The sequence below is a fragment of the Burkholderia sp. MS389 genome (assembly GCF_016899425.1).
Lineage (GTDB): Bacteria > Pseudomonadota > Gammaproteobacteria > Burkholderiales > Burkholderiaceae > Burkholderia > Burkholderia sola.
The window spans coordinates 678,275-704,203 of record NZ_CP045994.1; the positions used below are offsets into that span (position 1 = coordinate 678,275).

At 67.9% G+C, this 25,929-nt stretch carries 25 protein-coding genes; 16 read left to right on the top strand and 9 right to left on the bottom strand.

Annotated features, from left to right (window positions below; translation table 11 throughout):
• Nucleotides 1-45 precede the first annotated feature (45 nt).
• From araG to GJG85_RS03170, 6 genes are all read left to right on the top strand, one after another.
• A complete protein-coding gene (araG, locus tag GJG85_RS03145; RefSeq protein WP_050013853.1) occupies nucleotides 46-1,557 on the top strand; it encodes an L-arabinose ABC transporter ATP-binding protein AraG in 1,512 nt (503 codons plus the stop codon).
• 88 nt (nucleotides 1,558-1,645) lie between these two features.
• Nucleotides 1,646-2,659, top strand: a complete 1,014-nt coding sequence (gene araH, locus GJG85_RS03150; protein WP_050013852.1) for an L-arabinose ABC transporter permease AraH — start codon at nucleotides 1,646-1,648, stop codon at nucleotides 2,657-2,659.
• A gap of 28 nt (nucleotides 2,660-2,687) precedes the next feature.
• Nucleotides 2,688-3,497 (top strand): SDR family oxidoreductase, encoded by an 810-nt coding sequence (locus tag GJG85_RS03155; RefSeq protein WP_050013851.1) that lies wholly within the window; start codon nucleotides 2,688-2,690, stop codon nucleotides 3,495-3,497.
• Nucleotides 3,498-3,546: 49 nt separating this feature from the next.
• Nucleotides 3,547-4,608: an aldose 1-epimerase gene (locus GJG85_RS03160; protein WP_089488162.1), complete on the top strand. Its 1,062-nt coding sequence runs from the start codon at nucleotides 3,547-3,549 to the stop codon at nucleotides 4,606-4,608.
• Nucleotides 4,609-4,647: 39 nt separating this feature from the next.
• Nucleotides 4,648-5,475 carry an orotidine-5'-phosphate decarboxylase gene (pyrF, locus tag GJG85_RS03165; RefSeq protein WP_050013849.1) on the top strand — a complete coding sequence of 276 codons (828 nt, stop codon included), beginning with the start codon at nucleotides 4,648-4,650 and terminating at the stop codon, nucleotides 5,473-5,475.
• Between the two features lie 199 nt (nucleotides 5,476-5,674).
• On the top strand, nucleotides 5,675-6,733 hold the full coding sequence (locus GJG85_RS03170) for a hypothetical protein (protein ID WP_050013848.1): 1,059 nt from the start codon (nucleotides 5,675-5,677) through the stop codon (nucleotides 6,731-6,733).
• A gap of 37 nt (nucleotides 6,734-6,770) precedes the next feature.
• On the opposite strand, the gene GJG85_RS03175 is transcribed toward GJG85_RS03170, so the two are convergent.
• From GJG85_RS03175 to thiL, 3 genes are read right to left on the bottom strand one after another with little or no spacing between them, the layout of a single operon-like run.
• Complete coding sequence (locus GJG85_RS03175) at nucleotides 6,771-7,271, bottom strand: CinA family protein (protein WP_050013847.1); 501 nt, start codon at nucleotides 7,269-7,271, stop codon at nucleotides 6,771-6,773.
• Between the two features lie 31 nt (nucleotides 7,272-7,302).
• A complete protein-coding gene (locus GJG85_RS03180; protein ID WP_050013846.1) occupies nucleotides 7,303-7,848 on the bottom strand; it encodes a phosphatidylglycerophosphatase A in 546 nt (181 codons plus the stop codon).
• Nucleotides 7,838-8,836: a thiamine-phosphate kinase gene (gene thiL / locus GJG85_RS03185; protein WP_050013845.1), complete on the bottom strand. Its 999-nt coding sequence runs from the start codon at nucleotides 8,834-8,836 to the stop codon at nucleotides 7,838-7,840. Before thiL ends, GJG85_RS03180 begins: the two co-directional genes overlap by 11 nt.
• Before the next feature lie 176 nt (nucleotides 8,837-9,012).
• Between thiL and GJG85_RS03190 the strand changes: the two genes are divergently transcribed.
• From GJG85_RS03190 to GJG85_RS03200, 3 genes are all read left to right on the top strand, one after another.
• Nucleotides 9,013-11,313: an NADP-dependent malic enzyme gene (locus GJG85_RS03190; protein WP_050013844.1), complete on the top strand. Its 2,301-nt coding sequence runs from the start codon at nucleotides 9,013-9,015 to the stop codon at nucleotides 11,311-11,313.
• 378 nt (nucleotides 11,314-11,691) lie between these two features.
• Nucleotides 11,692-12,123, top strand: coding sequence for a ribonuclease (locus GJG85_RS03195; RefSeq protein WP_050013843.1), 432 nt, complete (start codon nucleotides 11,692-11,694; stop codon nucleotides 12,121-12,123).
• A 16-nt stretch (nucleotides 12,124-12,139) separates the two neighbouring features.
• A complete protein-coding gene (locus tag GJG85_RS03200; RefSeq protein WP_006476945.1) occupies nucleotides 12,140-12,703 on the top strand; it encodes a barstar family protein in 564 nt (187 codons plus the stop codon).
• Nucleotides 12,704-12,810: 107 nt separating this feature from the next.
• On the opposite strand, the gene GJG85_RS03205 is transcribed toward GJG85_RS03200, so the two are convergent.
• The 3 genes from GJG85_RS03205 to speE form a co-directional block, all read right to left on the bottom strand.
• Complete coding sequence (locus GJG85_RS03205; protein ID WP_050013842.1) at nucleotides 12,811-13,578, bottom strand: 16S rRNA (uracil(1498)-N(3))-methyltransferase; 768 nt, start codon at nucleotides 13,576-13,578, stop codon at nucleotides 12,811-12,813.
• Nucleotides 13,579-13,595: 17 nt separating this feature from the next.
• Nucleotides 13,596-14,012, bottom strand: coding sequence for a glyoxalase/bleomycin resistance/extradiol dioxygenase family protein (locus tag GJG85_RS03210; RefSeq protein WP_089488163.1), 417 nt, complete (start codon nucleotides 14,010-14,012; stop codon nucleotides 13,596-13,598).
• An 87-nt stretch (nucleotides 14,013-14,099) separates the two neighbouring features.
• Entirely contained in the window at nucleotides 14,100-14,957 is an 858-nt protein-coding gene (gene speE / locus GJG85_RS03215) for a polyamine aminopropyltransferase (RefSeq protein ID WP_050013840.1), read from the bottom strand.
• 215 nt (nucleotides 14,958-15,172) lie between these two features.
• Between speE and tkt the strand changes: the two genes are divergently transcribed.
• The gene (tkt, locus tag GJG85_RS03220) at nucleotides 15,173-17,245 is read left to right on the top strand and encodes a transketolase (RefSeq protein WP_006485709.1); all 2,073 of its coding nucleotides are present in this window, start codon (nucleotides 15,173-15,175) and stop codon (nucleotides 17,243-17,245) included.
• 86 nt (nucleotides 17,246-17,331) lie between these two features.
• Nucleotides 17,332-18,342: a type I glyceraldehyde-3-phosphate dehydrogenase gene (gene gap, locus GJG85_RS03225; RefSeq protein ID WP_006476940.1), complete on the top strand. Its 1,011-nt coding sequence runs from the start codon at nucleotides 17,332-17,334 to the stop codon at nucleotides 18,340-18,342.
• A gap of 77 nt (nucleotides 18,343-18,419) precedes the next feature.
• On the opposite strand, the gene GJG85_RS03230 is transcribed toward gap, so the two are convergent.
• Nucleotides 18,420-19,310, bottom strand: coding sequence for a LysR family transcriptional regulator (locus GJG85_RS03230; RefSeq protein WP_204383658.1), 891 nt, complete (start codon nucleotides 19,308-19,310; stop codon nucleotides 18,420-18,422).
• A 153-nt stretch (nucleotides 19,311-19,463) separates the two neighbouring features.
• On the opposite strand from GJG85_RS03230, the gene GJG85_RS03235 reads away from it, so the two are divergent.
• Nucleotides 19,464-20,237, top strand: coding sequence for an SDR family NAD(P)-dependent oxidoreductase (locus tag GJG85_RS03235; protein ID WP_050013838.1), 774 nt, complete (start codon nucleotides 19,464-19,466; stop codon nucleotides 20,235-20,237).
• Nucleotides 20,238-20,250: 13 nt separating this feature from the next.
• Nucleotides 20,251-21,309 (top strand): L-idonate 5-dehydrogenase, encoded by a 1,059-nt coding sequence (locus GJG85_RS03240; protein WP_050013837.1) that lies wholly within the window; start codon nucleotides 20,251-20,253, stop codon nucleotides 21,307-21,309.
• 157 nt (nucleotides 21,310-21,466) lie between these two features.
• Here the strand turns inward: GJG85_RS03240 and GJG85_RS03245 are convergent, their stop codons facing one another.
• Nucleotides 21,467-22,189, bottom strand: coding sequence for an FCD domain-containing protein (locus tag GJG85_RS03245; RefSeq protein WP_176015575.1), 723 nt, complete (start codon nucleotides 22,187-22,189; stop codon nucleotides 21,467-21,469).
• Nucleotides 22,190-22,400: 211 nt separating this feature from the next.
• On the opposite strand from GJG85_RS03245, the gene GJG85_RS03250 reads away from it, so the two are divergent.
• From GJG85_RS03250 to GJG85_RS03260, 3 genes are all read left to right on the top strand, one after another.
• Nucleotides 22,401-23,720, top strand: coding sequence for a C4-dicarboxylate transporter DctA (locus tag GJG85_RS03250; RefSeq protein WP_050013920.1), 1,320 nt, complete (start codon nucleotides 22,401-22,403; stop codon nucleotides 23,718-23,720).
• Between the two features lie 104 nt (nucleotides 23,721-23,824).
• Complete coding sequence (alc, locus tag GJG85_RS03255) at nucleotides 23,825-24,832, top strand: allantoicase (RefSeq protein WP_050013835.1); 1,008 nt, start codon at nucleotides 23,825-23,827, stop codon at nucleotides 24,830-24,832.
• Nucleotides 24,833-24,846: 14 nt separating this feature from the next.
• Complete coding sequence (locus GJG85_RS03260; RefSeq protein WP_050013834.1) at nucleotides 24,847-25,380, top strand: ureidoglycolate lyase; 534 nt, start codon at nucleotides 24,847-24,849, stop codon at nucleotides 25,378-25,380.
• Between the two features lie 91 nt (nucleotides 25,381-25,471).
• Here GJG85_RS03260 and fur read toward each other — a convergent pair whose 3' ends face one another.
• Nucleotides 25,472-25,900, bottom strand: coding sequence for a ferric iron uptake transcriptional regulator (gene fur / locus GJG85_RS03265; protein ID WP_006400349.1), 429 nt, complete (start codon nucleotides 25,898-25,900; stop codon nucleotides 25,472-25,474).
• Nucleotides 25,901-25,929: the final 29 nt, after the last annotated feature.

A 25,929-nucleotide genomic window follows, 5' to 3' on the forward strand; every position in this document is an offset into this window, starting at 1 on the left:
GACGCGGCGGCCGGCGGTCGATGGATCTGGAAGTGGGGAGACGACGTGTCAGCGGCACTGCGTTTTGACAATATCGGCAAGGTATTTCCCGGCGTGCGCGCACTCGACGGCATTTCGTTCGACGTGCATGCGGGCGAGGTGCATGGCCTGATGGGCGAGAACGGCGCCGGCAAGTCGACGCTGTTGAAGATTCTCGGCGGCGAATATCAGCCCGATGCGGGCAGCGTGCTGGTCGACGGCCAGCCCGTGCAGTTCGCGAATGCGGCCGCGTCGATCGCGGCCGGCATCGCGGTGATTCACCAGGAATTGCAGTACGTGCCCGACCTGACGGTCGCGGAGAACCTGTTGCTCGGCCGCCTGCCGAATGCGTTCGGCTGGGTCAGGAAGCGCGAGGCGAAGCGTTACGTGCGCGAGCGGCTCGCCGAGATGGGCGTGGACCTCGATCCCGACGCGCGGCTCGGGCGGCTGTCGATCGCGCAGCGACAGATGGTCGAGATCTGCAAGGCGCTGATGCGCAATGCGCGCGTGATCGCGCTCGACGAACCGACGAGCTCGCTGTCGCATCGCGAGACGGAAGTGCTGTTCAAGCTGGTCGACGACCTGCGCGCGCAGGGCCGTGCGCTGATCTACATCTCGCACCGGATGGACGAGATCTACCGGCTGTGCGACGCGTGCACGATCTTTCGCGACGGGCGCAAGATCGCGTCGCACGAAGCGCTGGCCGACGTGCCGCGCGAGCGGCTGGTCGCCGAGATGGTCGGGCGCGAGATCGCGGACATCTACCATTACGCGCCGCGCGCGCTCGGCGACGTGCGGTTCTCCGCCGAAGGCGTCGACGGCCCGGCATTGCGCGAACCCGCGAGCTTTTCGGTGCGCGCGGGCGAGATCGTCGGCTTCTTCGGGCTCGTCGGCGCGGGCCGCAGCGAACTGATGCGGCTCGTGTACGGCGCGGACCGCCGGCGCGCGGGCACGCTGACGCTCGACGGCAAGCGCATCGACGTGAAGCGCACCGGCGACGCGATCCGCCACGGCATCGTGCTGTGCCCCGAGGACCGCAAGGAAGAAGGGATCATCGCGATCGCGTCGGTCGCGGAGAACATCAACATCAGCTGCCGCCGCCATTCGCTGCGCGCGGGGCTGTTTATCAACGGCAAGACCGAAAGCGCGACGGCCGACCGCTTCATCCAGCGGCTGAAGATCAAGACGCCGAACCGGCGGCAGAAGATCCGCTTCCTGTCGGGCGGCAACCAGCAGAAGGCGATCCTGTCGCGCTGGCTCGCGGAGCCCGACCTGAAGGTCGTGATCCTCGACGAGCCGACGCGCGGGATCGACGTCGGCGCGAAGCACGAGATCTACGACGTGATCTACCGGCTCGCGGAGCGCGGCTGCGCGATCGTGATGGTGTCGTCGGAACTGCCGGAAGTGCTCGGCGTGTCCGACCGCATCGTCGTGATGCGCGAAGGCCGGATCGCCGGCGAGCTGCCGCGCGCCGACGCGAACGAGCACGCGGTACTGAACCTCGCGCTGCCGCAGACGAGCGCGGTCGAGGCAGCCTGACGCGGCCGGCTACGTCCGGACAACCCCGGGACATTCGAATCGAACACGCGCGGCGCGGGTCGCGCGATGCAGGAGCAGGAGACACACCATGCAAGCCAACGAAAACCTTGCCAGCGCCGCAGTGAAGTCGGCCGACGCGCTGGTGCCGCAGCAGGGCGACCGCCAGAAGTGGTGGCAGCATCTGACCGAATACAGCCTGATCGCGATCTTCGCGGTGATGTTCATCACGATGTCGCTGACCGTCGATCACTTCTTCTCGATCGACAACATGCTCGGCCTCGCGCTGTCGATCTCGCAGATCGGCATGGTCGCGTGCACGATGATGTTCTGTCTCGCGTCGCGCGACTTCGACCTGTCGATCGGCTCGACCGTCGCGTTCTCGGGCGTGCTGTGCGCGATGGTGCTGAACGCAACCGACAACACGTTCGTCGCGATCATCGCGGCGGTCGCGGCCGGCGCCGCGATCGGCTTCGTGAACGGCGCGGTGATCGCGTATCTGCGCATCAACGCGCTGATCACGACGCTCGCGACGATGGAGATCGTGCGCGGGCTCGGCTTCATCGTGTCGAAGGGGCAGGCGGTCGGCGTGTCGTCGGATACGTTCATCGCGCTCGGCGGGCTGTCGATGTTCGGCGTGTCGCTGCCGATCTGGGTCACGCTGCTGTGCTTCATCGGCTTCGGCGTGCTGCTGAACCAGACCGTCTATGGCCGCAACACGCTCGCGATCGGCGGCAACCCGGAAGCGTCGCGGCTCGCGGGGATCAACGTCGAACGCACGCGCGTGTACATCTTCCTGATCCAGGGCGCGGTGACCGCGCTCGCGGGCGTGATTCTCGCGTCGCGCATCACGTCGGGCCAGCCGAACGCCGCGCAAGGCTTCGAGCTGAACGTGATCTCCGCGTGCGTGCTCGGCGGCGTGTCGCTGATGGGCGGCCGCGCGACGATCTCGGGCGTCGTGATCGGCGTGCTGATCATGGGCACCGTGGAGAACGTGATGAACCTGCTGAACATCGACGCGTTCTACCAGTACCTGGTGCGCGGCGCGATCCTGCTCGCGGCCGTGCTGCTCGACCAGCTGAAGAACCGCGGCGTACGCGACTGACCGACCTGTTTCCACGGAGACGATCCGCATGACCATCGATACATCAGTGCACGGCGCGAACACGGCGGCGAGCGACGCGCGCTTCGCGCGCTACCCGAGCCTCGAGGATCGCGCGGTGCTGATCACGGGCGGCGCGACCGGCATCGGCGCGTCGTTCGTCGAGCACTTCGCCGAACAGGGCGCGCGCGTCGCGTTCGTCGACCTCGACGCGGCGGCCGGCGCCGCGCTGGCCGAACGCCTCGCGCACGTACGCCATGCGCCGCTGTTCCTGTCCTGCGACCTGACCGACATCGACGCGCTGCGCCGCGCGATCGACGCGATCCGCGCACGCATCGGCGCGATCGCGGTGCTCGTGAACAACGCGGCGAACGACACGCGCCACACGATCGGCGACGTGACGCCCGCGTCGTTCGACGCGGGCATCGCGGTGAACCTGCGTCACCAGTTCTTCGCCGCACAGGCGGTGATCGACGACATGAAGCGGCAGGGCGGCGGCGCGATCATCAATCTCGGCTCGATCAGCTGGATGCTGAAGAACGGCGGCTATCCCGTCTACGTGATGGCGAAGGCGGCCGTGCAGGGCCTGACGCGCGGCCTCGCGCGCGATCTCGGCCCGTTCGGCATCCGCGTGAATTCGCTGGTGCCCGGCTGGGTGATGACCGACAAGCAGCGCCGGCTGTGGCTCGACGACGCGGGCCGGGCGGCGATCAAGGCCGGCCAGTGCATCGACGCCGAACTGCTGCCGGCCGATCTCGCGCGGATGGCGCTGTTTCTCGCGGCCGACGACAGCCGGATGATCACCGCGCAGGACGTGATCGTCGACGGCGGCTGGGCCTGACCGCTCGCACGACCTGCATCGTTTCTTCGACGAAGGAAAGGAGCTCACCATGACCGCCACGTCCTCGCGCGCATCGTCGTCCACCAGCCAGTCGCGCCGCGCGCGCCTGGCGGCGGCCGCCCAGCCGGTCAGCCCCGGCCCGCAGACGGCCGTGTTCGCGCAGGGCGTCGGCGCCGCGCATGCGGCGGTCGTCACGCTGTCGAACGCATCGCTGCGGCTCGACGTGCTGCCGCACCTCGGCGGCGGCATCGCGCGCTTCGACTGGCGCGGCGACAACGGCGTGCTGATGCCGGTGTTCCGCCGGTGCGAGCACCCGGAGACGGCGACGGACCCGAACGAGCTCGCGTGCTATCCGCTGCTGCCGTACTCGAACCGGATCGGCGACGGGCGCTTCGAATGCGACGGGCGCAAGGTCGCGGTGCCGCGCAACCGCCGCGACGAGCCGCTGCCGATCCATGGCGACGGCTGGCTCGCGCCGTGGCAGGTGGACGATGCGACCGACACGTCGCTGCAACTGTCGCTCGACCGCGCCGCCGGCGCGCCGTACGCGTTCCGCGCGATCCAGTCGTTCGAACTCGACGACGCGACGCTGTCGATCGCGCTGACGATCGAGAACGCGGGCCGCGCGCGGCTGCCGTTCGGGCTCGGCGTGCATCCGTTCCTCGTGCGCGATGCGGCGACCGAACTCGCCGCGGCGGCGGGCGGGCTGTGGTTGTCGGGCGCCGATTTCCTGCCGGTGCGGCACGTCAGCGTGCCGCCGGCCTGGCAGTTCGGCGTCGCGTATCCGCTGCCGGCCACGCTCGTCAATCACGCGTTCACCGGCTGGGGCGGCCACGCGACGGTGAGCTGGCCGCGCCGCCGCCTGTCGCTGACCGTCGCGGCCGACGCCGACGCGTACGTGCTCTATACGCCGCCGGGCGCGGATTTCTTCTGCTTCGAGCCGGTCGATCATCCGATCAATGCGGTGAACCTGCCGGGCGGCGCGACCGCGCACGGGATGACGCTGCTCGCGCCCGGCGAGCGGCTCACGCGGCGTTTCGCGTTCACCGTCGGACGCACCGATGTGCGCAGCCATGCCGCGACACGCGAGGGACACCGGCGACGCGGGTAAAATACGCGGTCTACCAACGGTTTGCCGCGAGTATCCGCCATGTCTTCCCCGCTTACTTTCATTGAATCGCTGCGCGCCGCGTGGCAGCGCACGAATTCGCTGCTGTGCGTCGGCCTCGATCCCGAGCCGTCGCGCTTTCCCGTGCAGTTCGACGGCCAGCCCGACGCGATCTTCGAGTTCTGCCGGCAGATCGTCGACGCGACCGCGCAGTACGCGAGCGCGTTCAAGCCGCAGATCGCGTACTTCGCCGCGCATCGCGCGGAAGACCAGCTCGAGCGGCTGATCGCGCATATCCATCTCCAGCATCCGGGCCTGCCCGTGATCCTCGACGCGAAGCGCGGCGACATCGGCAGCACGGCCGAGCAGTACGCGCGCGAAGCGTTCGAGCGCTATCGCGCGGACGCCGTCACGGTGAACCCGTACATGGGCTACGACTCGGTCGAGCCGTACTTCGAGCATGAAGGCAAGGGCGTGATCGTGCTGTGCCGCACGTCGAACCCGGGCGGGTCCGACCTGCAGTTCCTCGATACGAACGGGCGGCCGCTGTACCAGGTCGTGGCCGATCTCGCGGCGAACAAGTGGAACGCGAGGAACGGCCAGCTCGGCCTCGTGGTCGGCGCGACGTTCCCGAAGGAAATCGAGATCGTGCGCGGGATCGTCGGCGACATGCCGCTGTTGATCCCCGGCATCGGCGCGCAGGGCGGCGACGTGCAGGCGACCGTCAACGCGGGCCGCACGGCCGACGGCACCGGGATGATGATCAACTCGTCGCGCGCGATCCTGTACGCGAGCAAGGGCGAGGATTTCGCTGAAGCCGCGGCGCTTGCCGCGCAGAAGACGCGCGACACGATCAACGCGCATCGCTGAAATACCGGCCGCCCGCCCCGGGCGGCCTTCGACCGCCGCGCCCGCGTCCGCGGGCCGCGCGCGTTCATCGCGTGTTCGCCGTCCTGGCGCACGCGAACAACTTCCCGTCGCTTCCGTATCGCCTATGCGCAATTTAGGCGCGCGATGCTGCCGGTTGTCACCAATCCGTCACAAAAATGTCAAGAAAAGGAGCGACGCCATGCCCAAGCTGTTCCGCCGTCTTCTGAGCGCGTTCGCCGCGTCGCTATGCATGACGTTCGCCCATGCGGCGGATCTGTCGCACTGGCCAGCCGACAGCGCGAAGGCGCTGAACGCGATGATCGCCGCGCACGCGAACCGCGGCGACTACGCGGTGTTCGACGCCGACAACACGACCTACCGCTATGACCTCGAGGAAGCGCTGCTGCCGTATCTCGAGAACCATGGGGTGCTGACGCGCGATTCGCTCGATCCGTCGCTGAAGCTGATCCCGTTCAAGGATTCCGCCGACTACCGGGAATCGCTGACGAGCTACTACTACCGGCTCTGCGAGATCGACGATCTGGTCTGCTATCCGTGGATCGCGCAGGCGTTTGCCGGGCAGTCGCTCGCCGACCTGAAGCGCCACATCGACGCGATGCTCGCCGACGGCAAGCCGATTCCGATCCGCTACTGGCAGGGCGACAAGGTGGTCGACGGCACGGTGAACCCGCCGCGCTTCTTCCGCGGGATGCAGGAGCTGTACAACGCGCTGCGCGAGAACGGGATCGACGTCTACGTGATGACGGCCGCGCACGAGGAGCTCGCGCGGCTCGTGCTGGCCGACCCGAAGTACGGCTACAACGTGAAGCCGCAGAACGTGATCGGCGTGACGACGCTGCTGCGCAACCCGGCGACCGGCGCGCTGACGACGTCGCGGCTGCAGATCAAGGCCGGCAAGTACGACGAGGCTGCGAACCGCAATCTCGTGATCACGCCGTTCCTGATGAACCCGATGACGTGGTACGAAGGCAAGCTCGGTTCGATCGTCGGCTGGATCGACCAGTGGAAGAAGCCGGTGCTCGTCGCGGGCGACACGCCGACGTCCGACGGCTACATGCTGCTGAACGCGACCGACGTCGCGCGCGGCGGCGTGCGCGTGTGGGTCAACAAGAAGGACAAGCAGATGACGCAGATCCGCGCGTGGTCGGACGAATCGGCCGCGAAGCAGAAGGCGCTCGGGCTGCCGGTGACGGCGGACAAGAACTGGATCGTCGTGAAGCCCGACGCGATCCAGTAAGCGAGTAGAGCGGGCGCGGCACGCGCGCCCCGCCCGGTCAGCGTTCGCGCTCGTCGAGCAGCTTCAGCAGCCCGCGCAGCGCATGCGCGGCCGCCTGCGTGCGGATCTGTTCGCGATCGCCCTTGAACACGAGCGTCTCGACGTCGGTATGCAGCCGGTTGCTCCAGCCGAACGACACGGTGCCGACCGGCTTGTTCTCGCTGCCGCCGCCCGGGCCCGCGATGCCGGTGACGGACAGCGCGACCTGCGCGCGGCTGTTGCGCAGCGCGCCTTCGGCCATCGCGCGCGCGACGGGCTCGCTGACCGCGCCGTGCTTGTCGATCAGGTCGGCCGGCACGCCGATCATCTCGATCTTGGCCTGGTTCGAATACGTGACGAAGCCGCGCTCGAACCACTGGCTGCTCCCGGAAATATCGGTGATCGCCGCGGCGATCATGCCGCCGGTGCAGGATTCGGCGGTGGCGAGCGTCAGGTGCTCGTCACGCAGCTTGTTGCCTGCGCGGATCGCAAGCTGATGGACGACGGAATCGGTTGGCATGCGCGTCGGGAAACGGGAGTCGGGAAATCGGTCAGCCGGCGACGGAGCGCCACAGCGCGATCACCAGCAGCGTCATGAACGCGGCGACGAGGTCGTCGACCATGATGCCGAGCCCGCCTTTCAGGCGGCGGTCGAAGTAGCGGATCGGCGGCGGCTTGAGCATGTCGAAGAAGCGGAACGCGACGAACGCCCACAGCTGGCCGACGAAGGTCGCGGGCGTGACGAACAGCATCACGAGCCAGATCGCGACGATCTCGTCCCAGACGACGGCGCCCGGATCGGACACGCCGGCCTTCTTCGCGGTGAAACCGGTGACCCAGGTGCCGGCCACGAAGCCGACGGCGATCAGCGCCCACCATTCGGGCACCGTCAGGTAGCGGTTGAGCACGACGAACGTGAGCCAGCCGAACAGCGAGCCGAACGTGCCGGGCATGATCGGCGCGAGCCCGCTGCCGAAGCCGAGCGACACGATATGCGCCGGGTGCGACAGCATGAAGCGGGCCGTCGTGCGGGTCGGCGCGGGCGGCGCGGCGCCGGGCTCGGCCGCGGCGTGCGCGGGCGTCGGATCAGTCTGCATGGAAGTGGTCGAAACCGTGCAACGTGAGAGCGAGGGGCGCGCCGGCGGCGTCGCGCCACGCGATGGCGGGTTGCGCCGATGGCGCGGACAACGCGCGTATTGTACCGATTCGCGTGACCGGCACGCCGGCCGTGGCGCCCGCCGCTTCGACCGCTGCGCGGGCCGCGACCGGCGCCGTGAAGCACAGTTCGTAGTCGTCGCCGCCGGCCAGCGTGCAGCGGCGCTGCACGTCGGCCGGCAGCGTCGCGAGCGCGGCCGAGCGCGGCACCGCGTCGGCGTCGATCTCGGCGCGCACGTTCGAGCGCGTCAGGATGTGCTGGAGGTCGCCGGCGAGGCCGTCCGACAGGTCGAGCGCCGCATGCGCGACGCCCGCGAGCGCAAGCCCCAGCGCGACGCGCGGCTCCGGACGCTCGAGCGCGCGCCGGAATGCGGCGGCTTCTTCCGCGCCGGCCGTCCATTCGCCGCGGGCGACGCCGAGGCCCGCGCGTGCATCGCCGAGCGTGCCGGACACCCATACGTCGTCGCCGTCGCGCGCGGCATCGCGCCGCAGCGCCGCGTCGGGCGCGACTTCGCCGAACACGGTCACGCACAGGTTCAGCGGCCCGCTCGTCGTGTCGCCGCCGATCAGCTCGCAACCGTAGCGCTCGGCCAGCGCGAACAGGCCGTCGCTGAACGCCTCGAGCCACGCCGCGTCGGCGCGCGGCAGCGCGCACGCGAGCGTGAACGCCCGCGGCGCGGCGCCCATCGCCGCGAGGTCCGACAGGTTGACCGCGAGCGTCTTGTGGCCGAGCGCGTCCGGCGCGACATCGGGGAAGAAGTGGCGGCCTTCCACCAGCATGTCCGTCGAAATGGCCAGCAATTTCCCGGATCGGGGCGCGATCAGCGCGCAATCGTCGCCGATGCCGAGCGTCGACGCGCGGGCGCCCTGCGCGGCGCGGCGCGTGAAGAAGCGTTCGATCAGCGAGAACTCGGAGAGGGCGGCTGGCACGGCGGGCGATCCGAAACGGTTGAAGGAACGGCATTGTACGAGGCGGGCGGCGGCGCGCCTGTACTGTCCAGTTCATTTTTGTCGCGGCTGTCGCACCCGAATCGCCGGTCTGGCGGCCGATGATTGGCGCTACAATGCCGTCGAACAGTTATTCTAATCCGCCCGTCACGAGACACATGTCCACCCAAGCCTCCTCCAAAGCCAAGCTCCGCGAAGCCGCGCTCGACTATCACGAATTTCCGACCCCCGGCAAAATCGCGATCGCCCCGACCAAGCAGATGATCAACCAGCGCGACCTCGCGCTCGCGTATTCGCCGGGCGTGGCGTACGCGTGCGAGGAGATCGTCGAGAATCCGCTGAACGCGGCGCGCTTCACCGCGCGCAGCAACCTGGTCGGCGTCGTGACGAACGGCACGGCGGTGCTCGGTCTCGGCAACATCGGCCCGCTCGCGTCGAAGCCGGTGATGGAAGGCAAGGCCGTGCTGTTCAAGAAGTTCGCGGGCATCGACGTGTTCGACATCGAGCTGAACGAGTCGGACCCGCACAAGCTCGTCGACGTGATCGCCGCGCTGGAGCCGACCTTCGGCGGGATCAACCTCGAAGACATCAAGGCGCCGGACTGCTTCATCGTCGAGCGCGAAGCGCGCAAGCGGATGAAGATCCCGGTGTTCCACGACGACCAGCACGGCACCGCGATCGTCGTGGCCGCGGCCGTCACGAACGGGCTGAAGGTCGTCAACAAGGACATCAAGAAGGTCAAGCTCGTCGCATCCGGCGCGGGCGCGGCCGCGCTCGCGTGTCTGGACCTGCTGGTCGACATCGGGCTGCCGCTCGAGAACATCACGGTGACGGACCTGGCCGGCGTGGTCTACAAGGGCCGCACCGAGCTGATGGATCCGGACAAGGAGCGTTTCGCGCGCGAAACCGACGCCCGCACGCTGGCCGAAGTGATCGACGGCGCGGACATCTTCCTCGGCCTGTCGGCCGCGGGCGTGCTGAAGCAGGAGATGGTGAAGGGCATGGCCGAGCGCCCGCTGATCCTCGCGCTCGCGAACCCGACGCCGGAAATCCTGCCGGAAGCGGCGCTCGAAGTGCGCCCCGACGCGATTCTCGCGACCGGCCGCACCGACTACCCGAACCAGGTCAACAACGTCCTGTGCTTCCCGTTCATCTTCCGCGGCGCGCTCGACGTCGGCGCGACGACGATCACGCGTGAAATGGAGATCGCGGCCGTCAATGCGATCGCCGAACTCGCGCAGCACGAGCAGAGCGACATCGTCGCGACCGCGTACGGTATCCAGGATCTGTCGTTCGGGCCCGAATACCTGATTCCGAAGCCGTTCGATCCGCGCCTGATCGTGAAGATCGCGCCGGCCGTCGCGCAGGCCGCGATGGACGGCGGCGTCGCGACGCGCCCGATCGAGGACATGGACGCGTACAAGCAGCATCTGCAGCAGTTCGTGTATCACAGCGGCACGACGATGAAGCCGATCTTCCAGATCGCGCGCGCCGCGCCGGAAGAGAAGAAGCGCGTCGTGTTCGCGGAAGGCGAAGAAGAGCGCGTGTTGCGCGCCGTTCAGATCATCGTCGACGAAAAACTCGCGAAGCCGATCCTGATCGGCCGTCCGTCGGTGATCGAGCACCGTATCCAGCGCTACGGCCTGCGCCTGAATCCGGGCGTCGACTTCACGGTCGTCAACACCGAGCACGACGAGCGCTACCGCGACTTCTGGCAGACGTATCACAAGCTGATGGCGCGCAAGGGCATCAGCGAGCAGCTCGCGCGCGTCGAGATGCGCCGCCGCACGACGCTGATCGGCTCGATGCTGGTGAAGAAGGGCGAAGCGGACGGGATGATCTGCGGCACGATCAGCACCACGCACCGCCATCTGCACTTCATCGACCAAGTGATCGGCAAGCGCCCGGGCTGCAGCGTGTACGCGGCGATGAACGGCCTCGTGCTGCCCGGCCGCCAGATTTTCCTCGTGGATACGCACGTGAACGTCGATCCGACCCCTGAGGAACTGGCCGAAATCACGATCATGGCCGCGGAAGAAGTGCGCCGCTTCGGCATCGAGCCGAAGGTCGCGCTGCTGTCGCATTCGAATTTCGGCACGAGCAACGCCCCTTCGGCGAAGAAGATGCGCGATACGCTCGCGATCCTGCAGGAAACCGCGCCGGAGCTGAAGGTGGACGGCGAAATGCACGGCGACGTCGCGCTCGACGCGGCGCTGCGCAAGGAAATCCTGCCGGAATCGACGCTGGAAGGCGACGCGAACCTGCTGATCCTGCCGAACATCGACGCCGCGAATATCGCGTACAACCTGCTGAAGACGGCCGCGGGCAACAACATCGCGATCGGGCCGATTCTGCTGGGCGCCGCGGAGCCCGTGCACGTGCTGACCGAATCGGCGACCGTTCGTCGCATCGTCAACATGGCGGCGCTGCTGGTCGCCGACGTCAACGCCGCACGCTGAGCCGGAACGAACCCGCGGGCGCCGGTCGAACCGGCGTCCCGGGTCGGGCGAAATTGTAAACAAAGGCAAAAAGAGGCGTGCCCGCAAGGGGCACGCCGCGGGTAGGGCGCAACCGCGCTTCCCATAAAGCAACAGCAGCATCTCTCCACTCCGGGTAGCGAGTGTGGCAAGGAGGCAGGGTCTTGCCATACGAGCGATGCCGCCCGCATTTTATCTCATGTAAGATAAATGTAGTGTAATTTCGGTAAGAAATACGGAATCTCGAGTGCCGAGAGGCTTTCGATTCCCAAACGGACATTGATTCGCGCGGCCAATAACGCTACGCTAACGCCTTTGTTGGTCGTCAACTACTTGATTTAACAGCGGGAACCCTGGTTCATGGCACGCAAGTGGCTCCGCAACGGCGCGCTCGCGTCCGTCTTCGCGATGTTCGCGATGGGTATCGTCGGCACGCCGACGGGCAGTCTGGTTTCCGCCGCTTACGCACGGGAGGCCGTTCCGGCCGACGTGGCCGCGAGCGGGCTCGATACGATCCCGACCGCCCGTCTTCCGCGCGAGGCCGTGACCACGCTGGGCCTGATCGGCGCCGGCGGCCCCTATCCGTACGAGAAGGACGGCGTCGTGTTCGGCAACCGCGAGCGGATCCTGCCGAAGGCGAAGCGCGGCTACTACCATGAGTACACGGTGCCGACACCGCGTGCGCGCAATCGCGGCGCGCGCCGGATCGTCTGTGGCGGGCCGTTGCGCCGGATCGACAACTGTTATTACACGGGCGACCACTACACCAGTTTTAAACGTATTGTTGAATGACTTCGGGACGAATGGCATGAGCGACTCCATCTACGCGCACGATACGGCGGCGGCGGAACTGTTCGCGGCCGGCGACGGCAATCTGTTTCAGCGTGTGATTCAGTTGCACGCGGCGGCGCAGGCCGGCGGCACGCCGGAGCAACAGGAAGCCGAGCCCGGGCTTTCATCGAACGAGGAGCCTATGAGCCTTTTCACGACCGTGCGACCCAATCTCGTGCAGTCGATCCGCGCGTTCCGCGTGCAGGATCTCGCCGACGAAGCCGGTCGGCTCGGCCAGCATTTCCTGTATGCGTATTGCGGCGCCGCGCAGTCGAAGCAGGAAGTGATGGAAACGATCGCGACCTCGTTCCTGTTTCCGAAGCATTTCGGGAAGAACTACGACGCGCTGTACGACTGCCTCACCGACCTCGTCGCGAAGGCCGGCGCGCAGCCCGGTTTCGTGATCGTCCTCGAAGGGCTGCCGATCGCGCAGAAATTCGACAAGGAAGGGCGCGAAACGCTGCTCGACGTGTTCCGCGAGGCGGCCGAATTCTGGGCCGAGCGCAAGGTCGCGTTCCGCGTGTTCTACTCGTTCGCGTAAGCGCACGGTCGGCCCGCGCGGCCGATTCGGTAACAAGCCCGCTTCGAGCGGGCTTTTTTGCGTGTGCGATTCGCGCTCGGCTGCATGGCGCGGCGCGCTGACGCGCTTTACCACCCGCCCCAGCGCGCCGCCAACGCCGCGAGCACGGCCGCGCCGGCCGTCTCGGTACGCAGCACGCGCGGCCCGAGCGACAGCGCGGTGAACCCCCGTGCGCGGGCTGCATTTTCCTCGTCGGGCGACAGCCCGCCTTCGGGCCCGATCAGCAGCGTGACGGCCGCCGCGGGCGGCGCGTCGGGCAGCGACGCGAACGGGATGCTCGCGCGCGGGGACAGCAGCAGCCGCAGCTCGCCGTCGGCCGGCGCGGCCTGCCGCGCATCGAGCCATGCGTGGAAGCCGGCCACCGGTGCGACGTCGGGCACGCGGTTGCGTCCGCATTGCTCGCACGACGCGCGTACGACGCCGCGCCAGTGCGCGACGCGCTTGTCCGCCCGTTCGCCGGACAGCTTCACGACGCCGCGCGCGGTCGACAGCGGCACGACCGCCGCGACGCCGAGCTCGACGGCCTTCTCGATCACCCAGTCCATCTTGTCGCCGCCCGCGATCCCCTGCGCGAGCGTCACGCGATAGGGCGGCTCGGCCTCGACGGGCTCGAACGTATCGACCTGCACGAGCGCGCTGCGCTTGTCGACCTCGACGAGCCGTGCGCGGTACTGGCCGCCCGTGCCGTCGAACAACGCCAGCACGTCGCCCGGCTGCAGGCGCAGCACCTGCACGTGGCGCGCGACGTCGGCCGGCAATGCGAGCGTGGCGTCGGCGCGCAGCGCGACATCGACGAAAAAGCGCGGCACGGCCGCGGTGGTGGTGGCTTCGTTCATGCGTGTGGCGGTTTCGGTCATGCGTCGAGACGGCACCCGAGCGCCCAGCGGTAGCCGTCGAGATCCTCGATCTGCGCGAACCGGTCGCCCCAGAACTGGTCCTGCGGCGCGCTCAGCGATTTCGCGCCCGCATCGAGCGCGCGCTGCCAGGTGGCGTCGACGTCGTCGACATACAGATAGAACGATTGCGGCGCGGTGGCGTTCGCGTGCTTCGGCGTGAGCGCGGGCGAACCGAACGCGCCTTCGGGCGCGAACATCACGATCAGCTGGCCGCGATAGGCCATCTCGACGTGCATGATCGCGCCGTCCTCGTCGTGCACGTCGCGTACGGTGAAGCCGAATGCGGCCTTGAAGAACTCGATGGCCGCGCGCGCGTTGCGTACGGCCAGGTAGGGCGTCAACCAAGGCACGTTGGCCGGACGTGGATCGGTCATGAAAATCTCCTGTTGCTCGGTGTCGGCGCGTCGGCGCCTGCGCCGGTCTCATGCTGGAGCAGCGGAACGGTGCAGCCGTCCTGATGTTCAGCGGCGAACGCCCAGTGTATCGCGCAGTGCGCGCGGCAGGGTAAAGAGGGACGCATGCAGCCGCGCATCGTAATAGCGCAAGCCGCCGACGCGGCGGGCCGCGAGCCGTTCGTCGACGTCGTGCGCGAACAGCGCCGCCGCATCGAGCGTGTCGCTCGCGATCGCCATCAGCCACTGCGAGCCGTACAGCGGCACGTGCGCGGACAGCAGATCGACGACCGCGAAGCGCGCGCGCAGGTCGTCGAGCAGCGCGGCGATGCGCGCGGCATGGAACACCGGCGAGCCGAGATGCATCGAGATCACGCCGCGCGGCGTCAGGATCCGCTTGAGCCGTGCGTAGAAGTCGCGCGTGTAGAGGCCGGCCGCCGGCGAATCGGGCGGCGTGAGGTCGAACACGACGAGATCGAAATGTTCGACCGTCGACTCGACGAAATGCGCGGCGTCGCCGATCACGACCTCGACGCGCGGGTCGTCGAGCGCGCCCTGGTGCACGTCGTCGAGATAGCGGCGCGCCATCCCGACCACCTCGTCGTCGAGTTCGGCGATCACGATCCGCTCGATGCACGCGTGCTTGAGCAACTGGCGCGCGGCGCCGCCGTCGCCGCCGCCGAGCACGAGCGCCTTCCTCGGGCACGGATGCGCGAGCGCGGCCGGGTGCGTCATGCACTCGTGATAGACGAACTCGTCGCCGACCGACGTCATCGGCCGGCCGTCCAGCGTGAACAGCCGGCCGAGCTGCGGCGTTTCCCAGACTTCGATCTGCTGGTGCGCGGACGCGACGTGCGCGAGCCGCCGCGCATTCGGGAAGCCGTAGGTGGCGTCGGGCGTCGGGTGAAAGAGAAGGGTGGTGCTCACGGGCGGGCCGCTGGGGCAGGCAGTTCCGACGCCTGAATTATAGGAGGCGGGCGGTTCGACGGAAAACCGTGCCGGAACACTACGCGCCGACAAGGGAAATGTCGGCCCATCTGTTAAAATGACGAGCTTTGCAGCCCCGTCCGTTGGCTCCGTCCGCTTCGCGTCCGTCAGGCGCCGCACCGCGCGCCGGGAACGATTGACGCTCGAGCTTCCGGATGCCGCCGTGCCCCCGTTTCCTCGACTCGTTCTCCGGACTCGACATGACGACTTCGTCTCCCGCCTCCACCACCCTGATGGCCAACGCGATCCGTGCGCTCGCGATGGACGCCGTCCAGCAAGCGAACTCCGGCCACCCCGGCATGCCGATGGGCATGGCCGAAATCGGCGTCGCGCTGTGGTCGCGCCATCTGAAGCACAACCCGACGAACCCGCACTGGGCCGACCGCGACCGTTTCGTGCTGTCGAACGGCCATGGCTCGATGCTGCTGTACTCGCTGCTGCACCTGACCGGCTACGACCTGCCGATCGAAGAGCTGAAGAACTTCCGCCAGCTGCACTCGAAGACGCCGGGCCACCCGGAATACGGGATCACGCCGGGCGTCGAGACGACCACCGGCCCGCTCGGCCAGGGTCTCGCGAACGCGGTCGGCATGGCGCTCGGCGAAGCGCTGATGGCCGACGAGTTCAACCGTGACGGCGCAAAGATCGTCGATCACCACACGTACGTGTTCCTCGGCGACGGCTGCCTGATGGAGGGCATCTCGCACGAAGCCTGCTCGCTCGCGGGCACGCTGAAGCTGAACAAGCTGATCGCGCTGTACGACGACAACGGCATCTCGATCGACGGCGACGTCGTGAACTGGTTCCACGACGACACGCCGAAGCGCTTCGAAGCGTACGGCTGGAACGTGATCCCGAACGTGAACGGCCACGACGTCGATGCGGTCGACGCAGCCATCGCGAAGGCGAAGCTGTCGGACAAGCCGACGCTGATCTGCTGCAAGACGGTGATCGGCAAGGGCGCGGCGACCAAGGCCGGCGGCCACGACGTGCATGGCGCCGCGCTCGGCGCGGAAGAAATCGCGAAGACGCGCGAAGCACTTGGCTGGAAGTGGGAGCCGTTCGTGATTCCGCAGGAAGTCTACGCGGCATGGGACGCGAAGGAAGCCGGCAAGCGCGCCGAGTCCGAATGGGACGCGACGTTCGCGGCCTATCGCGCGAAGTTCCCGGCAGAAGCCGCCGAATTCGAGCGCCGGATGGCGAACAAGCTGCCGGCCGACTGGGCCGAGAAGGCAGCCGCGATCATCGCCGGCGCGAACGAGCGCGCCGAGACGGTCGCGACCCGCAAGGCGTCGCAGCAGGCGATCGAAGGCCTCGCTGCCGCGCTGCCCGAGCTGCTCGGCGGCTCGGCCGACCTGACCGGCTCGAACCTGACCAACTGGAAGGCGTCAAAGGCGGTGCGCGCGAATCCGGAAGGCGCGGGCGTGCTGCTCGGCAACCACATCAACTACGGCGTGCGCGAATTCGGCATGAGCGCCGCGATCAACGGCCTCGCGCTGCACGGCGGCCACAAGCCGTTCGGCGGCACGTTCCTGACGTTCTCCGACTACAGCCGCAACGCGCTGCGCGTGGCCGCGCTGATGAAGGTGCCGTCGATCTTCGTGTTCACGCACGATTCGATCGGCCTCGGCGAGGACGGCCCGACGCACCAGTCGATCGAGCACGTGTCGAGCCTGCGCCTGATCCCGAACCACGACGTCTGGCGTCCGGCCGATACGGTCGAGACGGCCGTCGCATGGACCCACGCGGTCGCCGCCGACCGTCCGTCGAGCCTGATCTTCAGCCGCCAGAACCTCGCGTTCAACCCGCGTACCGATGCGCAGATCGCCAACATCGAGAAGGGCGGCTACGTGCTGAAGGACTGGGATGAAGAGATCGTCGCGCGCAAGATCATCCTGATCGCGACGGGCTCGGAAGTCGAACTCGCGATGAAGGCCGTCGAACCGCTCGCGCAGCAGGGCATCGCGGCGCGCGTCGTGTCGATGCCGTCGACCAACGTGTTCGATCGCCAGGACGCCGAATACCGCGAACGCGTGCTGCCGCACGGCGTGCGCCGCGTCGCGATCGAAGCGGGCGTGACGAGCTTCTGGCACAAGTACGTCGGCCTCGAAGGCGGCGTCGTCGGGATCGACACGTTCGGCGAATCGGCGCCGGCCGGCGTGCTGTTCAAGTACTTCGGCTTCACCGTCGAGCACGTCGTCGAGACGGCCAAGGCCGTGCTGGCCTAAAAGCCTACGCGGCGCGCGCCACCCGTTGCGCGCGTCGCACCGTGAAGCTGCACGAAACGAATTTTTTCAGCCATCAGGAGATAACCATGACGATTCGCGTCGCAATCAACGGCTACGGCCGTATCGGCCGCAACACGCTGCGCGCGTTCTATGAAAACGGCAAGAAGCACGATCTCGAGATCGTCGCGATCAACGACCTGGGCGATGCGAAGACCAACGCGCACCTGACCCAGTACGACACCGCGCACGGCAAGTTTCCGGGCGAAGTGTCGGTCGACGGCGACTACCTCGTCGTGAACGGCGACAAGATCCGCGTGCTGGCGAACCGCAACCCGGCCGAACTGCCGTGGGGCGAGCTGGGCGTCGACGTCGTGATGGAATGCACGGGCTTCTTCACGACGAAGGAAAAGGCGAGCGCGCACCTGAAGGGCGGTGCGAAGAAGGTGATCATCTCGGCGCCGGGCGGCAAGGACGTCGACGCGACGATCGTCTACGGCGTGAACCACGACGTGCTGAAGGCCGAGCACACGGTCATCTCGAACGCATCGTGCACGACGAACTGCCTCGCGCCGCTCGTCAAGCCGCTGAACGACAAGATCGGCCTCGAAACCGGCCTGATGACGACGATCCACGCGTACACGAACGACCAGGTGCTGACGGACGTCTATCACGAAGACCTGCGCCGCGCGCGTTCGGCGACGCACAGCCAGATCCCGACGAAGACGGGGGCGGCATCGGCCGTCGGCCTCGTGCTGCCGGAACTGAACGGCAAGCTCGACGGTTACGCAATCCGCGTCCCGACGATCAACGTGTCGATCGTCGACCTGTCGTTCATCGCGAAGCGCGACACGACGGTCGAGGAAGTCAACGCGATCATGAAGGAAGCATCGGAAGGCGCGCTGAAGGGCATCCTCGGCTACAACGACGCACCGCTGGTGTCGATCGACTTCAACCACAACCCGGCTTCGTCGACGTTCGACGCGACGCTGACCAAGGTGTCGGGCCGCCTCGTGAAGGTGTCGAGCTGGTACGACAACGAGTGGGGTTTCTCGAACCGCATGCTCGATACGGCAATCGCATTCGCGAACGCGAAGTAATCGCGTACGTCGCTCGGCCGCTGGAAGGCGGCCGGCGTGGCGAACGAACCCGGCCCGGAGTTTTCCGGCCGGGTTTTTTATTGCCCGGCGTTCGCCGTCACGTGCTCGATCGCATCGACGAAAGCCCGTTTGAGCGGGCTGTCGAGATCGGCCCACGCGAGGCCGATGCCGCTGCGGTGACCGGCCAGATCGAGTGGCCGCGCGAGCACGTTCGGCGGCAGCGCGCTCGCCGCCTGCGCCGGGATCAGCCCGATCCCCATTCCCGCCGCGACGAGCGCGAGCATCGTCGTGAATTCGCCGAACTCCTGCGCAATCTCGAGCGTCGTGCCTGCACGGCTCAGCGCGAGCAGCATGTCGTCGTGAAAACCAGGCGCATAGCGGCGTGCGAGCACGAACGCGGGGTGGCCGCGCAGGTCGGCCGGCGCGATCGCATCGCGCGCGGCCAGCGGATGGTCGAGCGGCAGCGCGACGACGAATCCTTCGTCGAGCACCACGCGCGTGTCGATGCCCGCATACGCGGCCGGCAGCCGGATCATCCCGAAGTCGATCCGCCGGTCGCGTAGCGCGGCGATCTGGTCGGGCGTCGGCATGTCCTTCAGTTCGAGCGCGATCGACGGATAGCGTTCGCGCATCGTGCGCAGCACGGCCGGCAGCAGCGCCGGCAACACCGACGACACGAACGCGATCCGCAGCGTGCCGATTTCGCCGCGGCTCGACAGCCGCGCCATCTGTTCCGCGCGCGCGGCCTGCTGCAGCGTTGCCCGCGCTTCGGGCAGGAACACGCGCCCGGTGTCGCTCAGCTCGACCTTGTGCCGGTCGCGCTCGAACAGGCGCGCGCCGAGTTCCGCCTCGAGCGTCTTGATCTGCATGCTCAGCGCGGGCTGCACGATGCACAGGCGCTGCGCGGCGCGCCCGAAATGCAGGTCTTCCGCGAGCGTGACGAACGCGCGCAATTGCTTGAGTTCCATGGGCGGTGGCGAATACGGGAGAACGGTAATCAATTTTCATGATAACCGGATCAAAAAAGACCATTGGCGCGGACCCGGCCGGCGGCCGAAGATACCGTCAACGCGAGACCGGCCGCGACGGGCAGCCGGCTCGACTGGCACGAGGAGACATCCATGACCCACGCGCTTGACCGGTTCCGCCTCGACGGCCGCCGCGCGCTGATTACCGGCTCCGGCCGCGGGATCGGGCTGACGCTCGCCCGCGGGCTCGCGGAAGCCGGCGCGGCAATCGTCATCAACGATCGCAATGAAGAGAAGGCCGCGACGCTCGCGCGCCAGTTTCGCGATGAAGGCTTCGCGGCCGACCATGCGGTGTTCGACGTGGCTGAGCACGCGCAGGTACGCGCGGCGGTCGACGATTTCGAGGCGCGCGTCGGCGCGATCGACATTCTCGTGAACAACGCGGGCATCCAGCGTCGCGCGCCGCTCGACGCCTTCGACCCGGCCGACTGGCATGCGCTGATGCGCGTGAATCTCGACGGCGTGTTCAACGTCGCGCAGGCGGTCGCGCGGCACATGATCGCGCGCGGCCGCGGCAAGATCATCAACATCTGCTCGGTGCAGAGCGAGCTCGCGCGGCCGACGATCGCGCCGTATGCGGCGACCAAGGGCGCGGTGCGGATGCTGACCAAAGGGATGTGCGCGGACTGGGCGCGCCACGGGATCCAGGCGAACGGCCTTGCACCCGGCTATTTCGAAACCGAACTGAATCGCGCGCTGGTCGACGACGCGGCGTTTTCGGACTGGCTGTGCAAGCGCACGCCGGCCGGCCGCTGGGGGCAGGTCGACGAGCTGTGCGGCGCGGCGATCTTCCTCGCATCGGCCGCATCCGATTTCGTGAACGGGCAGACGCTGTTCGTCGACGGCGGGCTGACGAGTGCGGTCTGATAAGGAGAATGTCGTGCGTATGCGTTGCATGTGTGTGGTGATCCACGGGCCGAACGACCTGCGGGTCGAGGAGCAGGACGCGGGCGAGATCGGCCCGGGCCAGGTGCGCGTCGACGTCGCGATGGGCGGCATCTGCGGCTCCGACCTCCATTACTTCCGGCATGGCGGCTTCGGCGCGATCCGGCTGCGGCAGCCGATGGTGCTCGGCCACGAGGTCGCCGGCACGGTCGCGGAAGTGGCGCCGGACGTGACGTCGGTGAAGGTCGGCGATCGCGTCGCGGTCAATCCGAGCCGGCCGTGCGGCGCATGCCGCTACTGTCTCGAAGGGCTGCCGAACCAGTGTCTCGACATGCGCTTCTACGGCAGTGCGATGCGGATGCCGCACGTGCAGGGCGCGTTCCGCAATGCGCTCGTGTGCGACGCGGTGCAATGCGTGAAGGTCGCCGATCACGTGCCGCTGTCGCTCGCGGCGCTGGCCGAGCCGTTCGCGGTCGGGCTGCACGCGGTGTCGCGCGCGGGCCCGCTGATCGGCAAGCGCGTGCTCGTGTCGGGTTGCGGGCCGATCGGCGTGCTGGCGGTCGCGGCGGCGCGCGTGCACGGCGCGGCGGAGATCGTCGCGACGGATGTCGTCGAAGCGCCGCTGGCGGTGGCGAGCGCGCTCGGCGCGGACCGCACGATCAATGCGGCGGCCGATACCGGCTGGGTCGAGCGCTACAGCGCCGACAAGGGCACGTTCGACGTGATGATCGAGTGTTCGGGCAATGCGCGCGCGCTGCGTGATGGGCTCGACGTGATGCGTCCGCGCGGTGTCGTCGTGCAGCTCGGGCTCGGCGGCGACGTGAGCCTGCCGCAGAATGTGGTGGTCGCGAAGGAGCTGTCGATCTGCGGCTCGTTCCGCTTTCACACGGAATTCGCGCTCGCGGTGCAACTGATCAACGCGGGGCGCGTCGACCTGCGGCCGGCCGTCACGCGCGTGTTCCCGATGCGCGACGCGAACCTCGCGTTCGAACTGGCAGGCGATCGCCAACGTGCGATGAAGGTGCTGATCGATTTCGCGAACGAGGCCGCGTGACGGTGCGGCGTTAGCGTCGCGACGGCAGCGGCGCCCTTTGCAAAAAAGGCACGCCCGCGATGCGCGGCGCGTGCCTTTTTCGTCGTGCGGCGGAAACGGATCGCCGGCCCGCCGCATGACTGCGTGACCGGCCGCGTGCCAACGCGGCGCGGGAGGATTACGCGCCGGGCGTCGGGAAGAACACGCCTGCGCGCTGCGCGGCGTTCGCGATGTGCGTTTCGATCGCGGTGCCGGCGGCGGCCGCATCGCGCGCGATCAGCGCGTCGACGATCGCGCGGTGCTCGTGCCACGTCGACAGCAGCAACTCGCGCCGGTAGAACGGCATGCGCTGGCTTTCCTTCATGATGTCCGCGCTGCTGCGCAGGATCGACTCGATCGCCGCATTCCCGGCCAGATGGATGATCCGCATGTGGAAGTCGAAGTCGAGCCGCGATGCCTCGTCGAGCGCGCTTTCGGTCAGCGCGACGTGCAGGTCGGCGAGGTTGTCCTCGAACCACGCGATGTCATCGTCGCTGACGACGTGCGCGGCCATCCGTGCGGCGAAGCCTTCGAGCGCATAGCGCATCTGGTACGTATCGGGCGGCGACGACTGCTCGGCGAATTGCCACGGATGCGCGGCCGACGCCTGCGCGCTTTCGACGTACACGCCCTTGCCCGCGCGGATGCGCAGCATCCCGAGCGCCTCGAGCGTCGACAGCGCCTCGCGCAGCGACGCGCGGCTGATCTCCAGCTCCTCGGAGAGCTGGCGCTGGGCCGGCAGCAGGCTGCCGACCGGATACACGCCTGCCTCGATCCGGTCGCGGATCGTCGCGATGGCGGCGTCGGTCACGGTGTGCGGAACGTTCTTCATGATATGAGTGATGGCCGGTCTGACCAGCATTGTAATCCGCACGCGCTCGGCGCATGAGCGGCCTACGGGTAAGCCACGATCAAGCCGATTCCGGTGCGTTCCGGCCCCGCTGGAGGGGCGGGAAATCCCTATTTTGTTCGTCCTTGACGCGACTATATCGGCTTCCTACTATCCACCATAACATCACTGGTCTTACCAGTATGAACAGACGAAACTGCAACCGTTGGATCGGGAGAGCGCCGTGTCGAAATTCCTCAATTCGCTGTTTGGCCGGGTAGTCGTCGCATTGATACTAGGGGTCGCGCTCGGCGCGTTCTTCCCGCATTTCGCCGAGTCGCTGCGTCCGCTCGGCGACGGCTTCCTGAAGCTGATCAAGATGGTCATCGGCCCGATCGTGTTCTGCGTCGTGGTCAGCGGGATGGCCAATGCGGGCGACCTGAAGAAGGTCGGCCGGGTCGGCCTGAAGGCCGTCGTCTACTTCGAGGTGATGACGACGCTCGCGCTCGGCATCGGGCTCGTCCTCGCCTGGGTCACGCGCCCGGGCGTCGGGATGAACATCGACCTGCGCTCGCTCGACGCGGCGTCGCTGTCGACGTACGCGAAGAACGCCGAAAGCCTGAAGGACACGGCCGGCTATCTGATGAAGATCATCCCCGACACCGCGATCGACGCGTTCGCGAAGGGCGACATCCTGCAGATCCTCGTGTTCGCGGTGCTGTTCGGCTCCGCGCTGTCGCTGCTCGGCGACAAGGCGCAGCGCGTCAATTCGCTGATCGAGGAACTGTCGCACGTGTTCTTCAGGATCATCGGCTTCATCATCAAGCTCGCGCCGCTCGGCGTGCTCGGCGCGATCGCGTTCACGACCGGCAAGTACGGCGTCGCGTCGCTCAAGCAACTCGGCTACCTCGTCGCGGTGTTCTACCTGAGCTGCTTCGTGTTCGTCACGGTCGTGCTCGGCGTGGTGATGCGGCTCGCGGGCTTCTCGGTGTTCAAGCTGATCCGCTACCTGCGCGAGGAACTGTCGATCGTGCTCGGCACGGCGTCGTCGGATGCGGTGCTGCCGCAGGTGATGAGCAAGCTCGAATACATGGGCATCAAGGATTCGACGGTCGGCCTCGTGATCCCGACCGGCTATTCGTTCAACCTCGACGGCTTCTCGATCTACCTGACGCTCGCGGTGCTGTTCATCGCGCAGGCCACCAACACGCCGCTGTCCACGCACGACCTGATCGTCGTGCTGCTCGTGTCGCTCGTCACGTCGAAGGGCGCGCACGGCATCCCCGGCTCGGCGATCGTGATTCTCGCGGCGACGCTGTCGGCGATTCCCGCGATTCCGGTGCTCGGCCTCGTGCTGATCCTGCCGGTCGACTGGTTCGTCGGCATCGCCCGCGCGCTGACCAACCTGATCGGCAACTGCGTCGCGACGGTGGTCGTCGCGGTGTGGGAGAACGACATCGACCGCGCTCGGGCGACGCGCGTGCTGAACCGCGAGCTGCGCTACGTGGCCGACGCGCCGGGCGCCGCCGCACCGGTCGCCGGCGATCAGGCCCACGCGCTCTGAACACCGCTCTCGCGCGGCGCGGCTTCCCCGGCCGCACCGCGCGACCGACCTTCATGCGACCGGCGCGCTGACGCGCCGGCGCCTCTCAAAATAATGGAGACGACATGGCAGCCCCCATCCTCGATCCGAACGCGCCGGCTTTCACGCGGCGCTACATGAACCTCGCCGACCCGCGCCTGGGCGCGCAGGCGCTCTTCGCCAGCGACGAATTCTTCGCGCCGAAGGAGCGGATGCTCAATCCCGAGCCGGCCGTGTTCATTCCCGGCAAGTACGACGACCACGGCAAGTGGATGGACGGCTGGGAAACGCGCCGCAAGCGTACGACCGGCCACGACTTCTGCGTGGTGCGTCTCGCGCGGCCGGGCGTGATTTATGGCGTCGATCTCGATACGAGCCACTTCACCGGCAACTTCCCGCCGGCCGCGTCGATCGACGCGTGCGCGGTGGACGGCGACACGCCGCCGGACGACGCCGAGTGGCGCACGATCGTCCCCGCGACGACGCTGCAGGGCAATTCGCATCACTACGTGAGCGTCGACGATGCGCGGCCGGTCACGCACCTGCGTGTGAACCTGTATCCGGACGGCGGGCTCGCGCGGCTGCGCGTGTACGGCCAGCCGCAGCGCGACTGGCGCCACGTGCCGGCGGGCGAGCTCGTCGATCTCGCGGCGATCGAGAACGGCGGCTATCTGGTGGCCGCGAACAACCAGCACTTCGGCCCGGCCTCGCAGATGCTGATGCCGGGGCGCGGCGCGAACATGGGCGACGGCTGGGAAACGCGGCGCCGCCGCGAGCCGGGCAACGACTGGGCGATCGTCGCGCTCGCGCGGCCGGGCATCATCCGGCGCGTCGAGGTCGACACGGCGTTCTTCAAGGGCAATTTCCCCGACCGCTGCTCGCTGCAGGCCGCGCACGTGACGGGCGGCACCGACGATTCGCTCGTCACGCAGGCGATGTTCTGGGCCGAACTGCTCGGCGAGCAGAAGCTGCAGATGGACCACGTGCACACGTTCGATCAGCTCGCGGCGCTCGGCCCCGTCACGCACGTGCGGTTCAACATCTTCCCGGACGGCGGCGTGTCGCGCCTGCGTCTGTGGGGCGAGCCGGCTTGAAGGAGGGCAGCGGCATGAGCGGAACTCCGATCCTGCGCGTCGAGCGCCTGACCCGCGAAGCGTTCGCGCCGTTCGGCGACGTGATCGCGCTCGAAGGCGCGCGGCATTTCCCGATCAACGGCGGCACGACCGAGCGCTTTCACGATCTCGCGACGATCGACGTGTGCGCGGACGGCGGCCGGCCGCTCGTCAGCGTGTTTCGTGCGCAGCCGCGCGCGCTGCCGGTCGCGGTCACGCTGATGGAGCGCCACCCGCACGGCAGCCAGGCATTCATCCCGCTCGCGGCGGTGTCGCGCTACGCGATCGTCGTCGCGCCGGCCGGCGAATTCCGGCCCGACGCGATGCGCGCGTTCCTGGCCGAGGGCTGGCAGGGCGTCAATTATGCGAAGGGCGTCTGGCACCATCCGCTGCTCGCGCTCGATGCGGTCAGCGATTTCGTGATCGTCGATCGTGGCGGCCCGCAGCCGAACTGCGACGAGATCCCGCTGGAACGCGCGTGGGCGCTCGATTTCGAGCCGGCCTGCGCGCGCGCCGAAGGGCTTTCGTAAGCATGCCGGGCGCGCGGCACGCGCGCCGAAAAAGCACACGGCCCGGGCGGCGAGATGCCGGCCGGGCCGTGCCGTGTGCGGGTGGCGCGATTCAGTGCTTGCGGTGCGGGCAGTTCTCGGTCGTGCACGAACCGTACATCGCGAGCGAGTGCTCCTGGAGCCGGAAGCCGCGCTCCTTCGCGATTGCCTGCTGGCGGCTCTCGATCTCGGCGTCGAAGAATTCCTCGACGCGGCCGCAATCGAGGCACACGAGGTGGTCGTGGTGCGAACCTTCGTTCAGCTCGAACACCGCCTTGCCGGACTCGAAGTTGCTGCGCGACAGCAGGCCGGCCTGCTCGAACTGCGTGAGCACGCGATAGACGGTGGCGAGCCCGATGTCGAGCTGCTCGTTGAGCAGGTTGCGGTAGACGTCTTCGGCCGTCAGGTGGCGCACGGGGCTCTGCTGGAAGATCTCGAGAATCTTGAGGCGCGGTAGGGTGGCCTTTAGCCCGATATTCTTGAGATCCGTCGGATTGGTCATGGCTAGGCATCCCTAGAGTACAATGCAGG

Coding starts and splice junctions, on each gene's coding strand:
- GJG85_RS03180 (WP_050013846.1), bottom strand. CDS start 7,848: ATGCAGACTGATCCGACGCCCGCGCACGCCGCGGCCGAGCCCGGCGCC.
- GJG85_RS03230 (WP_204383658.1), bottom strand. CDS start 19,310: ATGGAACTCAAGCAATTGCGCGCGTTCGTCACGCTCGCGGAAGACCTG.
- GJG85_RS03160 (WP_089488162.1), top strand. CDS start 3,547: ATGACCGCCACGTCCTCGCGCGCATCGTCGTCCACCAGCCAGTCGCGC.
- GJG85_RS03195 (WP_050013843.1), top strand. CDS start 11,692: ATGGCACGCAAGTGGCTCCGCAACGGCGCGCTCGCGTCCGTCTTCGCG.
- GJG85_RS03210 (WP_089488163.1), bottom strand. CDS start 14,012: ATGACCGATCCACGTCCGGCCAACGTGCCTTGGTTGACGCCCTACCTG.
- GJG85_RS03205 (WP_050013842.1), bottom strand. CDS start 13,578: ATGAACGAAGCCACCACCACCGCGGCCGTGCCGCGCTTTTTCGTCGAT.
- tkt (WP_006485709.1), top strand. CDS start 15,173: ATGCCGCCGTGCCCCCGTTTCCTCGACTCGTTCTCCGGACTCGACATG.
- alc (WP_050013835.1), top strand. CDS start 23,825: ATGGCAGCCCCCATCCTCGATCCGAACGCGCCGGCTTTCACGCGGCGC.
- GJG85_RS03245 (WP_176015575.1), bottom strand. CDS start 22,189: ATGCTGGTCAGACCGGCCATCACTCATATCATGAAGAACGTTCCGCAC.
- pyrF (WP_050013849.1), top strand. CDS start 4,648: ATGTCTTCCCCGCTTACTTTCATTGAATCGCTGCGCGCCGCGTGGCAG.
- GJG85_RS03170 (WP_050013848.1), top strand. CDS start 5,675: ATGCCCAAGCTGTTCCGCCGTCTTCTGAGCGCGTTCGCCGCGTCGCTA.
- GJG85_RS03235 (WP_050013838.1), top strand. CDS start 19,464: ATGACCCACGCGCTTGACCGGTTCCGCCTCGACGGCCGCCGCGCGCTG.
- GJG85_RS03260 (WP_050013834.1), top strand. CDS start 24,847: ATGAGCGGAACTCCGATCCTGCGCGTCGAGCGCCTGACCCGCGAAGCG.
- GJG85_RS03190 (WP_050013844.1), top strand. CDS start 9,013: ATGTCCACCCAAGCCTCCTCCAAAGCCAAGCTCCGCGAAGCCGCGCTC.
- gap (WP_006476940.1), top strand. CDS start 17,332: ATGACGATTCGCGTCGCAATCAACGGCTACGGCCGTATCGGCCGCAAC.
- GJG85_RS03175 (WP_050013847.1), bottom strand. CDS start 7,271: ATGCCAACCGATTCCGTCGTCCATCAGCTTGCGATCCGCGCAGGCAAC.
- fur (WP_006400349.1), bottom strand. CDS start 25,900: ATGACCAATCCGACGGATCTCAAGAATATCGGGCTAAAGGCCACCCTA.
- GJG85_RS03200 (WP_006476945.1), top strand. CDS start 12,140: ATGAGCGACTCCATCTACGCGCACGATACGGCGGCGGCGGAACTGTTC.
- GJG85_RS03155 (WP_050013851.1), top strand. CDS start 2,688: ATGACCATCGATACATCAGTGCACGGCGCGAACACGGCGGCGAGCGAC.
- araH (WP_050013852.1), top strand. CDS start 1,646: ATGCAAGCCAACGAAAACCTTGCCAGCGCCGCAGTGAAGTCGGCCGAC.